The 13482-nt window shown below is 47.7% G+C and carries 14 protein-coding genes; 12 read left to right on the top strand and 2 right to left on the bottom strand.

The features are described from left to right. Nucleotides 1–25: 25 nt before the first annotated feature. Together yidC and LHUE1_RS13560 are read right to left on the bottom strand one after the other, a co-directional pair. Nucleotides 26–1015, bottom strand: a complete 990-nt coding sequence (gene yidC, locus LHUE1_RS13565; protein ID WP_049172171.1) for a membrane protein insertase YidC — start codon at nucleotides 1013–1015, stop codon at nucleotides 26–28. Nucleotides 1016–1073: 58 nt separating this feature from the next. Next, nucleotides 1074–1355, bottom strand: coding sequence for an acylphosphatase (locus LHUE1_RS13560; protein WP_025013374.1), 282 nt, complete (start codon nucleotides 1353–1355; stop codon nucleotides 1074–1076). 244 nt (nucleotides 1356–1599) lie between these two features. Here LHUE1_RS13560 and LHUE1_RS13555 point away from each other — a divergent pair, with 244 nt between their 5' ends. The 12 genes from LHUE1_RS13555 to LHUE1_RS13500 all read left to right on the top strand — a co-directional run bounded on the left by LHUE1_RS13555 (nucleotide 1600) and on the right by LHUE1_RS13500 (nucleotide 13390). Then, nucleotides 1600–2361: a TrmH family RNA methyltransferase gene (locus LHUE1_RS13555; protein ID WP_049172173.1), complete on the top strand. Its 762-nt coding sequence runs from the start codon at nucleotides 1600–1602 to the stop codon at nucleotides 2359–2361. An 83-nt stretch (nucleotides 2362–2444) separates the two neighbouring features. Continuing rightward, on the top strand, nucleotides 2445–2948 hold the full coding sequence (locus tag LHUE1_RS13550; protein WP_005684434.1) for an HD domain-containing protein: 504 nt from the start codon (nucleotides 2445–2447) through the stop codon (nucleotides 2946–2948). A 540-nt stretch (nucleotides 2949–3488) separates the two neighbouring features. Next, nucleotides 3489–3875: a winged helix-turn-helix transcriptional regulator gene (locus tag LHUE1_RS13545; RefSeq protein ID WP_010487928.1), complete on the top strand. Its 387-nt coding sequence runs from the start codon at nucleotides 3489–3491 to the stop codon at nucleotides 3873–3875. A 381-nt stretch (nucleotides 3876–4256) separates the two neighbouring features. Next, on the top strand, nucleotides 4257–5303 hold the full coding sequence (gene pheS / locus LHUE1_RS13540) for a phenylalanine--tRNA ligase subunit alpha (protein WP_049169506.1): 1047 nt from the start codon (nucleotides 4257–4259) through the stop codon (nucleotides 5301–5303). A 1-nt stretch (nucleotide 5304) separates the two neighbouring features. After that, the gene (gene pheT, locus LHUE1_RS13535) at nucleotides 5305–7716 is read left to right on the top strand and encodes a phenylalanine--tRNA ligase subunit beta (protein WP_049169505.1); all 2412 of its coding nucleotides are present in this window, start codon (nucleotides 5305–5307) and stop codon (nucleotides 7714–7716) included. 178 nt (nucleotides 7717–7894) lie between these two features. Further along, nucleotides 7895–9046, top strand: coding sequence for an endolytic transglycosylase MltG (gene mltG, locus LHUE1_RS13530; RefSeq protein ID WP_049169504.1), 1152 nt, complete (start codon nucleotides 7895–7897; stop codon nucleotides 9044–9046). Nucleotides 9047–9282: 236 nt separating this feature from the next. Beyond that, nucleotides 9283–9921: a uridine kinase gene (gene udk / locus LHUE1_RS13525; RefSeq protein ID WP_277848116.1), complete on the top strand. Its 639-nt coding sequence runs from the start codon at nucleotides 9283–9285 to the stop codon at nucleotides 9919–9921. 66 nt (nucleotides 9922–9987) lie between these two features. Further along, the gene (gene greA, locus LHUE1_RS13520; RefSeq protein ID WP_010487938.1) at nucleotides 9988–10458 is read left to right on the top strand and encodes a transcription elongation factor GreA; all 471 of its coding nucleotides are present in this window, start codon (nucleotides 9988–9990) and stop codon (nucleotides 10456–10458) included. A 228-nt stretch (nucleotides 10459–10686) separates the two neighbouring features. Beyond that, nucleotides 10687–11391, top strand: coding sequence for a cell wall-active antibiotics response protein LiaF (gene liaF / locus LHUE1_RS13515; RefSeq protein WP_010487940.1), 705 nt, complete (start codon nucleotides 10687–10689; stop codon nucleotides 11389–11391). Next, nucleotides 11388–12452, top strand: a complete 1065-nt coding sequence (locus LHUE1_RS13510) for a sensor histidine kinase (protein ID WP_049169502.1) — start codon at nucleotides 11388–11390, stop codon at nucleotides 12450–12452. The genes liaF and LHUE1_RS13510 overlap by 4 nt, the downstream gene beginning before the upstream one ends. Beyond that, nucleotides 12445–13110, top strand: coding sequence for a response regulator (locus LHUE1_RS13505; protein ID WP_039639112.1), 666 nt, complete (start codon nucleotides 12445–12447; stop codon nucleotides 13108–13110). Before LHUE1_RS13510 ends, LHUE1_RS13505 begins: the two co-directional genes overlap by 8 nt. Continuing rightward, the gene (locus tag LHUE1_RS13500) at nucleotides 13091–13390 is read left to right on the top strand and encodes a HesB/YadR/YfhF family protein (protein ID WP_217774535.1); all 300 of its coding nucleotides are present in this window, start codon (nucleotides 13091–13093) and stop codon (nucleotides 13388–13390) included. Before LHUE1_RS13505 ends, LHUE1_RS13500 begins: the two co-directional genes overlap by 20 nt. Nucleotides 13391–13482 lie beyond the last annotated feature (92 nt).

Below are 13482 nucleotides of genomic sequence, written 5' to 3'. Positions count from 1 at the left end.
ACGGACGACTAAGAAACGTGACAGTTTACTTGCGTGGTCGCTGCTGCTTACCAGCGTTGCGCTTGCGTAATTTGTTATGGTCGATGGCATCTGGATCTGCCGGCTGGTGACTGCCGCTAGTCGCACCAGCTGTCGCAGTGACTTTGCCCCAGTCATCAAAGGTATGTTCATTAACAACGATGACCGGTGGATTTTCTTCCATTTCTTCATCAAGCCGCTTACGAATGTTAGGCGTTACGATGTAAGTCACAATCGCTTGCTGGATGATGAGGATAATGCCGCCAGCACCAAAGTAGAGACCTAAGCCGGCATTGTACATCATACAAAAAATAAACGTCATGATCGGGTTCAAAAAGGCCGTTGTCTGCATCGCTTTTCGCTGTTCCGGCGGCACGCCCTGCAACATGATCAAGCTGACCACAATATACGGCAAGGTGGCTAAAATTGTGACGATGAAATTGGAGTGGCCTAGTTGAATACCAAAGAAGGTTGCCCGCGAGATTTCCGGTGAGTACGCAATGGCTTGGTAAAGACCTGAGAAAATCGGCAACTGAATGAGCATCGGCAAACAACCCATGGACGGAATCATACTCGTCCCGTTGGCGGAATAAATTTTCCGCATGTAGTTATTGGCAGCTAATTGTTGCTCCGGGGTTTTGGCTTTTTTGGTCGCTTCTTGGACAATTTTCAGTTGTGGCTGGAGGATCTTTTGCTTTTCCTGATAAGCCGTCATGGTCCGTTGTTGCCGTAACATGAGCGGTAACACGATTAAGCGGACCAGTAAGGTGATCACGATAATCGCAATCCCGTAGCTGCTGGTCGTGCCGACAAACCCGGCAATCCACTCCATCAAGTGCTGAAGTGGCAGCCCAATGACTTTATAAAAAGTGCCAAAGAATGGATCCGTTGGTGGTTTAAGCGTGACCCCTTGTTTCGTGGTTGGAGCACACGCGGCTAATAATAAGGGCAATAAGCCCACAATCCCTAATGTAAATACTTTTTTCGACTTGTGCATGAATAATTTCCCTTCAAAATGTCATCGGGTTTAACTATACTGTATGGGCTGAACGGATTCAACCGGTGACGCGAAAACCATGGAAGTCTGGAATGTTTTCCAAGGGCTTCTCTTCATAAGTCGAAACGTTAGCGTAAGGATTAGGACCTGCCTTAACCTGGGCGACAAATTTTGCCAGATTAAGCGGTTCGCCAGCTGCCTGAATAAAAACAGAGCCGTCAGAGCGGTTTTCGATAGTGCCGCTAATGTTCAGATTATCTGCAATCATCTTCGTGGCCCAGCGGAAACCGACGCCTTGCACCCGGCCACGGACGACGATTTGTTTAGCGAGTTTGACCAAAAAGACACTTCCTTTCCTACTATCACGCGCTTCTAGTATCAGAAAGCTTCTAGGTGCGCTCATTTCGTGAGAAAACTGCCTGTGAAAAAGCATCAAAGTCCTCATCCGTGCTTTCTCCACAGTCCATACTAGTGTAGCATAAGGCTTATGAGTGCGGCGACAATGGACTAAAGTTTGATTTTTAAAAATGAACTTGTCGGCAACTGTAAACATCGCCGAACATTGGCGCCAGAAGGAGAATTTTATGGAATATATTTCATCACCTAAGAACGACAGAATCAAGACCGCTAAAAAATTAACCGTTAAGAAACACCAAAAAGATGCCGGACGTTACTTATTGGAAGGGCGTCATTTGGTTCAGGAGGCGCTGGCGAGTGGTCAGACGCCTTACGATATTTATGCAACCGAAAAATATTTGGATGACCGCGCGCTCAAGCCGTTTTATGACAAAATCACCCAGATTTCGGAATCAGTAGCGGAACATCTCAGTGACACCGAGACACCGCAAGGCATTTTTGCGGTTATGCCACGGCAGGCCGAACAATTACCTGAGCCTCTGAGTGGGCAATTTTTGTTGTTAGACGCGATTCAGGATCCCGGCAATGTCGGAACTTTAGTACGTACGGCAGATGCTGCCGGCATCAAGACCGTGATTTTCGGGCAGGGAACGGCCGATGCTTTTGGCCCAAAAGTCTTGCGGGCTATGCAGGGCAGTCAATTCCACGTCCGTATCGTCTCCGCCAAGCTGATGCCGATTATCAAAGCGCTGCAACGGGCCGGCATTCCGGTTTATGGGTCGGAACTCAATGAGAAGGCTAAAAGTTATCGCAAGATTCAGCCAAGTGCCCAATTTGGCTTGATCGTCGGCAACGAAGGTAACGGTATGGATCCTGTTCTTTTAAAGCAAACCGACACAAACTTATACATTCCCATTCGCGGGCAGGCAGAATCGTTGAATGTTGCGGTCGCTGCAGCGATCATGATGTTTCATCTAGTTGGGGATTAAGAATCTATTATGAAGGTGCCTTTTAGGGGTGGAAGCTGTTATACTATAAGTGTGTTCATCAAACCACAAAAGGAGCAGATGTCTTGAGCAAAAAACGCGATTGGCAATCGGATGCTGAGTATGTAGGGTATGTGGCTGATTTATTGGCCAAGCCTGAGGTTCAGCGACTGGCAGAACACCCGCAACATCATTATTCTAACCGATTGGAGCACTCGATCAGTGTTTCCTATCAGAGCTATCTGATCGGGAAACGGCTGCATCTGAATGTTCGTGCGATCGCCCGAGCAGGCTTGTTGCACGATCTGTTTTACTATGATTGGCGCAAAACCAAGTTTGACTTGGGGACGCATGCCTTTATCCATCCTCGGATTGCTTTACGGAACGCTGAGAAGCTGACCGAATTGTCACCGATGGAAAAAGACATCATCATCAAGCACATGTGGGGCGCAACAGTTGGCTTGCCTAAATACAAGGAGAGTTTTGTTGTATCTCTAGTTGATGATTATGCTGCGATGGATGAGGTCGTCGTACCATGGATGCACAAGCTCCGGCATCCGATCCACACCCACTTAAAAGCTTTAAATTAGGATCGTGATATGATGGTGGTAGTTGCCACCGTCCACACGGGAACCGCGGATATTTATCTGCGGTTCTTTTTATTTTGAAAGGTTCTGACATAATTCAAGTTCACAATATAAAAACAAACATTCATAAACTTGGATCATGTTCACTCTTTGTTTTCGCAAAGTAATTCGGGAGAGCTATTGAGACATTAGTGCCAAAGCGGAGCAATCGCAGGCCAGATGGGGCTCAGCAGTGGAAACAACACAGCGACCGATTTTTGTCGCTGATGTTGTTAGGCGACTTTGAGACAGTGGTTTTCTGGCTCAAAGCGCCGTCACAGCGTTCCAGCCCCAGCTGGCCGGAGATTGCGTAGTTTGGCACGACATGGAACTTATTGCCTAAGACTTTTTTGATCGTTTTGGGACTCCAATAATTAAGTGACTTTATTAGCAGTTTTACTTGGTTTGTCTGGACTTTCTTATACATCGGGTTGTAATATTTTGCCAGTGTGGTATGCTAGCACTATCTAAATGTAAGTAAGTGGGAATAATGAGGTGAGTAGAGTGGATGCAACAGTAACCAGTACAACCGATTGTCAAAGTCAGCAAGTCGCTCTTTGTCCTAAATTTCAACATACGTTTGAAATTCTAGGCAAGAAATGGAACGGTTTGATCCTGGAAGTGTTATTGAACAATGGCAATTCCCGTTTCAAGGATATTGCGAAGCTGATTCCGCGTTGTTCAGACCGGGTTTTGGTTGAGCGTCTGAAAGAACTTGAGGGCGAAGGCTTGATCAATCGTTTGACCCATAAGGATTCGGCTTTGATCGAATATGCACTGACAGATAAAGGCCGGGCTTTGAATTCGGTGATGGCAGCGGCACACGCTTGGGGCGATGCCTGGGTTACGGATGAAGAGTGCCACGCCAATGAGACTCAGAAAAACGCGTAATTCACGCGTTTTTTTCTTTTAACGGGCGCCAGTTGAAAATTCAGCTCTTGACGTCAGCGCTCAATTTGCTAAGCTTGTTTTATCTAAAAACATAAAAACCATGACGAAAGCCCAAACAGGCTGGTAAGACAGGGAGTGACGTTCATAAGACTGCGAGACGTCTGTTACCAAAATGTTTGTCTTCACTTTCCGAGTTGACTTTTGAGGTGGCAACACTTAGAAAGCTCCGGCCTGGCCGTTACCTTGTTGAGTGCATGGATCAGTGTGACCATGAACAAGGGTGGTACCGCGACGCTTCGTCCCTTTTGAAGAGGGACTTTTTTTATGCCTTCAAAACGCATAAAAAATGCCACTTGCAGTCAGTAATCGAGGAGGAAAAATATGGATTTTCAAACCAAGCTCGAACAACTTTTTCAACAAAACAACGAGCGCATCAAAGAAGTCAATTCGTTGGATGACTTGAATCAGATTCGCGTGCAGCTATTAGGGAAAAAAGGTCCGATCACCAGCGTCCTGCGTGGGATGAAGGATCTTGCAGCCGATGAACGACCAAAAGTCGGTGCATTTGCCAACAAAATTCGTGATGAGTTGAGTGCCGCGATTGAAGCCCGCAAAGCGCAACTGGAACAGGCGGTTATTGATGCCAAATTGGCGTCGGAAACCATTGACGTGACATTGCCGGGCGACCCGGTTGTTGCTGGTACGCCGCACATCATTATCCAAATCATGGACGATCTTGAAAGCTTCTTCATGGGCATGGGGTATCAAGTGCTGAGTGGCCCGGAAGTCGAGGAAGATCATTATAACTTTGAAATGATGAACATTCCCAAGGACCATCCGGCGCGTGATATGCAGGAAACTTTTTATATCAACAATGAATTGCTGATGCGATCACAGACGAGCCCGATGCAGGCGCGGACCATGGAAAAGCATGATTTCAGTAAGGGGCCGTTGAAGATGATCAGTCCGGGTTTGGTTTATCGTCGCGATGATGACGATGCCACGCATAGCCATCAATTTCACCAAATGGAAGGATTAGTCATTGATAAGCACATTACCATGGCTGATCTCAAGGGAACGCTGCTTGCCATGTGTCAGCACGTGTTTGGCGCTGATCGAACAATTCGGTTGCGTCCGAGTTATTTTCCATTCACGGAACCGTCTGTTGAAGTCGATGTTTCCTGCTTCCGTTGCGGCGGCAAGGGCTGCCCGGTTTGCAAGTATACCGGGTGGATTGAAGTCCTCGGTGCCGGCATGGTGCATCCGAATGTTCTGCGGGCAGCCAAGATTGATGCCGATGTCTATGGTGGCTTTGCATTTGGCCTCGGTCCGGATCGGTTCGCCATGCTGAAATACGGCATTGACGATATCCGCAGCTTTTACACAGACGACTTGCGCTTCCTAACGCAGTTCAGCCAGGAGGGTTAAGATGAACGTTTCATATGATTGGTTAAAAGAACTCGTCAATGTCCCGGTTTCACCAGAAGAATTGGCCGATAAGGTTTCCCGAACCGGGATTGAAATCGATGGGGTTAAGCACCCTGACGCCGGATTGAAAAAAATCGTGGTCGGGAAAGTGCTGACAAGTAAGCCGCATCCGAATTCCGATCATCTCAAGCTTTGTGATGTGGATGTCGGCGAAGCGGAGCCGCGGCAGATTGTTTGCGGTGCTCCCAATGTCGCTGCAGGACAAACGGTCGTTGTGGCACTGCCAGGTGCGCGGATTGCGGACAATGTCAAAATTAAAAAAGGCAAAATGCGCGGCGAAGAAAGCCTCGGGATGATTTGTGCGCTTCAGGAAATCGGCTTTAACGAAAATGTGGTACCAAAGTCCTATTTGAACGGCATCTATGTTTTCAACGAACCATTGAAGCCAGGCAGTGATGCGTTAGCCGCGTTAGGTATGCATGATGCCATTTTGGATTTTGAAATCACGCCAAACCGCGCGGATGCTTTAGGGATGCGCGGCGTTGCGTGGGAGGTCGGTGCCACCTATGCCGAAAAGCCGCATTTTGTCGAAAAACCGTTAACCGAGGGCACGAAGCCGATTGCCGACTACCTAACTGCAGAAGTCAAAGATGCCCACGATGCACCGAGCTATCAGCTGCGGGTTATTGATCATGTTAAGGTCAAAGAAAGCCCACTCTGGTTGCAACGGCGTCTCTGGAATGCCGGGGTTCGGCCAATTAATAATATTGTCGATATCACGAATCTGATTATGTTGGCGTATGGCCAGCCGCTGCACGCATTTGATTATGCCAAACTCGGCGACAAGCATATTGAAGTCCGCCGTGCCAAAAACGGTGAGCCGTTAACTACCTTGGATGGTCGGGAACATGAACTGGATGATCGCGACATCGTCATTACAAATGGTCAGGTGCCGGTTGCTTTAGCCGGGGTCATGGGCGGTTTGAATTCGGAGATCTCCGAAACCACCACAACCGTTGTCGTTGAAGCGGCTAGTTTTAATCCGGTCAATGTGCGGAAAACCGCGTTGAAATATAATCTGCGTTCAGAAGCGTCTTCCCGCTTCGAAAAAGGCATCAATCTGGCTGATATTAACCACGCGTTGGATGCTGCTGTTGCCTGGATGGCTGAATTGGGAGGCGGTCAATCGGCTAAAGGCACTTTGAGTCCGACTGCTGTTGAAGCCAAGGATGTGGTGGTAGATATCTCCCTAGACCACATCAATCACGTTTTAGGCACCGATCTGCAAGAAGACCAGGTAACCGGCATTTTTCGCCAGTTAGGTTTTGGCGTGACGGTTGCGGACGGTCTTTTTGCGGTTGCGGTTCCGCCACGCCGCTGGGATATCCACATTAAAGCGGATCTGGTTGAAGAAGTTGCGCGTATTTATGGCTTTGATAATTTACCAAGTACCTTGCCGACGACAACTATGACAATCGGGGAATATACCCCGAAGCAAAAACGGATTCGGCGGACCCGGCATCTTCTTGAAGGACTGGGCTTAACCCAGGCAATCACTTATGGCTTAACCACTGCCAAAGCGGCTGAGCAGTTCAAACTGCAACCAGGCAAGCCAACCCGGGTTGATTCACCGATGACAACCGATCATGCCGTGTTACGCATGAACATGGTCACTGGATTATTGGATGTCATTAAATACAATCAGGCTCGTAAAGAAACCAATGTGGCGATTTATGAGCAGGGCCGCATTTTCACCAAAACCGGCGATCAGGTTCGCCCGACTGAAATCGAGTACCTAGGTGGTGCATTGACCGGCCAGGTGACGACTAAGACTTGGAACCAGGATGCCCGTCCCGTTGATTTCTTTTATGTCAAAGGGATTGTTACCCACTTGCTTGAAGATTATTCATTGGCAGAGCCAGTACGGTTTGCGGCAACGCAGGCAGTGACCGAACTTCATCCAGGCCAAGCTGCCGATATTTTTGTCGGCGACACGCGCATTGGCTTCTTAGGACGCCTGCATCCCGCATTTGAACATGACAACCATTTGCCCGAGACGTTTGTCTTTCAGCTAGATCTTGACGCGTTGTTCGTTGCGCCAAAACAGGAAAAGATTGCCCAACCGGCACCGAAGTTCCCGGCCGTCACGCGCGATATTGCGCTTCAGGTGGCTGAGACCGTCACAAATGCGCAAGTGATGGACGTTTTCCGGCAACACGGCGGTGCCTATCTGAAGCAGGTTAAACTTTTCGATGTTTACGCAGGTGAACACATCGCTGAGGGCCAAAAGAGCTTGGCATACACGCTGACTTATCGGCGGGATGACCAGACGCTGACTGAAGACGAAGTGACGCAAGCGTTCGATCGTGTTAAGTCTGCGTTAGCATCAGATTTGGCTGCTGAGATTCGCTAATCATCAGTCGCAATTTACCGCGTAATTAGGTATGATGGTCATTGGTTATTAAGCTGCTGCCGAAGATAGTTCGGCGGTGGTTCTGTTACATAAGCGGCTGTATGCTGCCAGTTTGGATTACAGGCACATTTAGTTTAATCCGCGATAAACAATAGTACGTAAAAAGGAGGCATCTTTTTTGGATAGGCGATCCCGACATGTAGAGGACAAACGGCGGTTGCGCGCCGATGAAAAAAAGGCGTCGCACAAGATTGTCGCGTGGGTTCTGGGTATCTTGTTTGCGGTGCTGGTGATTGTTGGCCTGATGGGGTATCGGTACGTCCACTCGGCACTTCAGCCGGTGAATCCGAATGGTCAGACTTCTGTCAATGTCACGGTGCCTGCAGGTTCATCCACCAAACAAATTGCCGCCAAATTGGAAGCCAAGCACGTGATCAAAAGTGCCATGGTGTTCAATTATTATGTCAAGTTTCACAACATTGCTGACTTTCAGGCCGGCAGTTATCAGTTGACACAACGTGATTCGATGAATCAGGTGATCCAAAAGTTGCGGGCTGGCGGCACAGCAGCCACCGCGGCGGGACAGTTGCTAGTTAAAGAAGGCGCGACAATCGAGCAAATCGCAACCTCCGTGAATAAGCTAGGCAAATCAAATCGCAATCTGACGAGCAAGAAATTCATGGCGCTCATGAAAAATCAGGCGTTCTTTGCTAAAATGGCCAAGAAATACCCGCAGCTTCTGAGCTCTGCTGCTTCGGCCCAAGGCGTTCGCTACCGCTTGGAAGGTTATCTTTTCCCAGCCACTTATAGTGTGAGCGCTGGCGAGACGGTCGAAGATCTGGTTGAAGCCATGTTAGCCAAAACCGACAGCGTCATGCAAAGTTACTATAAGAGTATCAAAAAGCAAGGTTATACGGTTCAGGAAGTCATGACCTTGGCTTCGCTGGTTGAGCGTGAAGGGGTGACCCAGGAAGATCGCCGGACAATTGCCGGGGTCTTCTTGAATCGAATTGATGCGGATATGCCATTGCAATCCGATATTTCGGTTATGTATGCTTTAAACACACATAAAACCCATTTGACCAATAAAGATACCAGTGTTGATTCGCCGTATAACCTGTATGTGCATACCGGTTACGGGCCTGGTCCATTTGATTCGCCAAGTGAGCAAAGTATCACTGCGGTGTTGAGTCCAAATGATCGCAGCAAGCATTATCTGTACTTTGTTGCCAACCTGAAGACCGGCGAAGTGCTGTATGCTACCACGCGTGAACAACACGACGAGAACACGGCTAAGTTTGCCAGCGATAATTCATCTGTCAATAAGTAATTTACATGTTGGCCCTAGCGCCCCTTATCCACGACTTTAGTGGCATGATTTACTTGTGGGTTGATCTTGACAGGCAAGACGGAGCAGTTTTATCGTGTTAGAATCAGTGGCGAAATTTTAGTGACTCAATTAAAGAAAAACGGCCTTGGAAATGATGCTTGAATGCTGGACATCTTTTCCAAGGCTGTTGTGCGCAGTTTTTTCTGTCAACGATTTAAATGAAAGAAGGCCAGCAGATGCAGCAAAAGAAACCCATTGTGATCGGTGTGACTGGTGGTTCTGCCAGTGGCAAGACCAGTGTCAGTCGAGCAATTTTCGATCACTTTTCCGGGCATTCCTTGCTCTTACTGGCACAGGATGCGTATTATAAGAGAAGCGACAAACCATTCTCGGAGCGGAAGAAAATCAATTATGATCATCCGTTGGCGTTTGACACTCCGCTACTGAAGCATCACCTGGATGAGTTGATCCATCGTCATGCAGTTGATCAACCGGTCTATGATTACACGATTCATAATCGCTCGGATAAAACAGTGCATCTTGAGCCTAAAGATGTGATCATTCTTGAAGGTATTCTGATTCTTGATGATGAGTCGTTACGTAACATGATGGACATTAAGGTATTTGTCGATACAGATGACGATATTCGTGTCATTCGCCGGATCCGGCGCGACATGGTTTCGCGCGGGCGGACACTAGATTCAATTACTAATCAATATTTAAAAACCGTAAAACCGATGTATCATCAATTTGTTGAACCAACGAAACGCTATGCGGATCTGATTGTTCCGGAAGGCGGTCAGAATCAAGTCGCCATTGATTTACTGGTGACCAAGATCAAAGCCATTCTAGCGGAACGCGGTTTACAAGAGTAGCCATTGACAAATGGCTCCCGGATTAATAAAGTGACTAAGGAAAATAAGAAGTGAGGTAAGTATTTTATGGCAGACAAAAGCTATCCGATGACAGCAGAAGGTAAAAAGAAACTTGAAAACGAACTTGAGGAACTAAAAACCAAGAAACGCCCAGAAGTTATTGAGCGGATCAAGGTAGCCCGGGGGTTCGGCGATTTGTCCGAAAACTCCGAATATGAAGCAGCCAAGGATGAACAATCCACACTTGAAAATCGGATCGTGACGATTCAGACAATGTTGCGGTACGCTGAGATCATTGACGCTAAGGCAGTTGCTAAAAATGAAGTCTCCATTGGTAAAAAAGTGACCTTTGAAGAAGACGGCGACGAGGAAACATACGAAATTGTCGGGGCAGCGGAAGCCGATGCTTTCAATGGCAAGATCAGTAATGAAAGCCCGATTGCCCAAGGCCTTATTGGTCGTAAAGTTGGCGACAAAGTTACCATTAACACCCCAGGCGGCGAAATGACCGTGACGATTACAAAAGTTGAAGGCTAATCTCATTTTATAAAAGCTAGCCGGCAAGCACATCTCCGACGACGAGGATGTGCTTGCTGGCTTTTCTTATGAGCAAATATCACTTGCCGGTGAATATCAGCCTTACGCCCTAAGCTAGCGAGCATTTGATCCGTTATAATAAATCAAGGATATGGTAGTCGGGTACGAATTTGGTGATGCCTCACTGCCAGATAAATTCACGATTTTGATTAAAAGGAGGGATCGCAAATGCGCCGCTGGCAACTGTTTTTGGGGATTGAATTTGCGCTCTTACTCTGGCTAGGATTCCAGATCATTACGAATCCCATGGCGTTGGCAACGATCCTGATTGGCTTTCTGTTTCTTTTCTTAGGCATGCACTGGCACCGGCTGCGGACTTTTAGTGTCACGTTTGGCGGTGTTTTAATGGTACTAGGTATTTTCATTAATCCCGCGATTTGGCTCATATTGATGGTGGCCGGGATCTTTTTGATGATGGTTCTGACCAAACCAAAAGCAGGCTTTTCGGTTTGGAATCATAAACAGTACGTTGCCCCAGTCACGGAGGCCCCAGGCAAAAAAGCCGGGCGCCGAACGATTCGTTCCTGGGCAGGGCGGCAAACGATTGCACCTAGTTATGATTGGGATGACATCAATATGGTGGTGCCAGCTGGTGATACCATCATTGACCTGGGTGACACTTTTTTACCCAAAGGCGACAGCGTGATTATGATTCGCAAAGGCTTTGGGAAAACCAGAATTTTGGTTCCCGTGGGTGTTGGCGTTGCTGTAGAACATGCGACGTTTTATGGGCGGCTGCATTTTGAAGATTCCGACTCGATGCTGCATAGCCAAAGTGTGACCGCTTATTCGCAGGATTACGACGATGCACCGCGCCGAATCCACATTATCACGAATGTGGTGGTGGGCGACTTGGAGGTGCTGGCAGTATGAGGAGACGGATGTTAGTCGGTTTTTTTCTGATTCTGCTGGTCTGGACGATTTTGGTCGAGGCCTGTTTGGTGTTTATGCTGGCAAAAGTGACCCATCATGATTTCCTGCAGCTTCTGTTAGCGAATGTGCTTTCGGCGCCGTTATTTGTTTACCTTTTTATTGGAGCCTTACTGATCAGTTCCGGCGCCACCGTGATTGTGTTATGGCGACAACGGGTGATGCGTAATCAGTTGGATAGTCGCTTGGCGCAATTAAATGCCGGACAATATCAAGCGCCAATCTTTAATCGCTCTCAACAAGCGGTCGCCGCATTGGGCAAACAGCCAGCTGACTTGCTTGAAGCGTTACGGCAAAAAATGATACGCTTACAACGTGAGATTGAACGTTATAGTAATACGCCTGTCCGCTTTTCCGGCGAAACCCGTGAGGCCATTCTAACCGGTGAACGGCATCGGTTAGCTCGGGAACTGCATGATTCCGTTTCCCAGCAGTTATTTGCGGCGATGATGATGTTGTCCGCACTGCGGAGTGTTGCAGAACGCGATCCTAAGCAGGAAGCTTTGCAGAAGCAGTTGGATACGATTCAAAAAGTGATCAATGAAGCCCAGGCGGAAATGCGGGCATTGCTATTGCATCTGCGTCCGACTAATCTTGAAGGCAAGTCGCTAAAGCAGGGAATCATTCAGTTGTTGAAAGAATTGCAAACCAAGATTACAATCAAAATCACATGGCAATTGGATGACATTAAGTTAAATGCTGCAACGGAGGATAATCTTTTCCGGATTGTTCAGGAGTTACTTAGCAATACATTACGCCATGCCAAGGCCGATAGCCTGGAAGTTTATCTGAAGCGGTTGCAAGATATGGTTATTTTGCGTATGGTGGATGATGGTGTTGGGTTTGATCCAAAAGAAACTAATGGCAACGGTAACTATGGTCTTGCCAATATCAAGGAACGCGCGGCGGCCATGGGCGGAACGGCCAAGGTTGTGAGTGTGGTCGGTCAAGGAACCAGTGTTGAAGTCAGGGTACCGTTATCAAAGGATGTTGCGCATGATTAAAGTATTGATCGTTGATGATCACGAAATGGTTCGATTGGGACTGGCGACTTATATTGGCGTTCAGCCTGACTTAGAGGTGGTCGATCAAGCCGAGAACGGCCAGGAAGGCGTCGATATGGCGTTGAAAGATCGGCCTGATATTATCTTGATGGATCTGGTGATGCCGGTAAAAGACGGCATTACGGCGACTAAGGAGATTCTGAAAGCTTGGCCGCAAGCGCGGATTATCATTTTGACCAGTTTCATCGATGATGCCAAAGTATATCCAGCCATGGAGGCAGGGGCGGCGAGCTATATTCTGAAAACCGCAACGGCGGAGGAAATTGCCAAAGCCATTCGGCAGACTGCCAAGGGCGAACGGGTACTTGAGCCGCAGGTGACCACCAAAATGATGAATCGCATGAATCATCCGCAACCGCAGTATGACGAACTGACCAACCGCGAACGCGAAGTTTTGCAGTTGATTGCGCAAGGCAAGTCGAATCAGGAGATTGCCACAGCATTATTTATTACATTAAAAACGGTTAAAACGCACGTTTCAAACATATTAGCCAAGTTGGATGTCGAGGATCGGACCCAGGCGGCGATTTATGCGCTAAAGCATGGTCTGGTCAAAAATGATCAAGGAGATGATGGGGTTGCAACTCGCGATCACTGATAAAGCAAGTCAATGGTTTCACCGTGAATTGAATTTACCGGATCAAGGTGCCGGCATTCGCTTCTTCGGAAAAGCTTATGGTAAAACCCAGGTTCATGATGGTTTTAGCGTGGGCATGACAAGGGATGATTATCCAGAGCATCCAATTATGTCAGTCGAAAAAGACGGCGTGACCTATTTCGTCAATCCGACCGATGCATGGTTCTTTGAAAACCTTGCAATGACGGTTGATTACGATGCCCATCTGGATGAACCTAAGTACGAATTTAAAGAAGAATAAGTCAGATTGCAGTCATACTTTATGTATGATTAATCTGCACGCAAAAAATCCTCGGGCGCGGTTGCTGTTGCCTAAGGATTTTTTGCTTTTCA

The sequence above is a fragment of the Lacticaseibacillus huelsenbergensis genome, assembly GCF_029726355.1.
Lineage (GTDB): Bacteria > Bacillota > Bacilli > Lactobacillales > Lactobacillaceae > Lacticaseibacillus > Lacticaseibacillus casei.
This window is presented reverse-complemented; position numbering and strand designations above follow the sequence as displayed.

Excerpts from the sequence above, each read along its gene's own strand:
- yidC (WP_049172171.1), bottom strand. The coding sequence starts at position 1,015 with ATGCACAAGTCGAAAAAAGTATTTACATTAGGGATTGTGGGCTTATTG.
- LHUE1_RS13555 (WP_049172173.1), top strand. The coding sequence starts at position 1,600 with ATGGAATATATTTCATCACCTAAGAACGACAGAATCAAGACCGCTAAA.
- pheS (WP_049169506.1), top strand. The coding sequence starts at position 4,257 with ATGGATTTTCAAACCAAGCTCGAACAACTTTTTCAACAAAACAACGAG.
- pheT (WP_049169505.1), top strand. The coding sequence starts at position 5,305 with ATGAACGTTTCATATGATTGGTTAAAAGAACTCGTCAATGTCCCGGTT.
- udk (WP_277848116.1), top strand. The coding sequence starts at position 9,283 with ATGCAGCAAAAGAAACCCATTGTGATCGGTGTGACTGGTGGTTCTGCC.
- greA (WP_010487938.1), top strand. The coding sequence starts at position 9,988 with ATGGCAGACAAAAGCTATCCGATGACAGCAGAAGGTAAAAAGAAACTT.
- liaF (WP_010487940.1), top strand. The coding sequence starts at position 10,687 with ATGCGCCGCTGGCAACTGTTTTTGGGGATTGAATTTGCGCTCTTACTC.
- LHUE1_RS13510 (WP_049169502.1), top strand. The coding sequence starts at position 11,388 with ATGAGGAGACGGATGTTAGTCGGTTTTTTTCTGATTCTGCTGGTCTGG.
- LHUE1_RS13505 (WP_039639112.1), top strand. The coding sequence starts at position 12,445 with ATGATTAAAGTATTGATCGTTGATGATCACGAAATGGTTCGATTGGGA.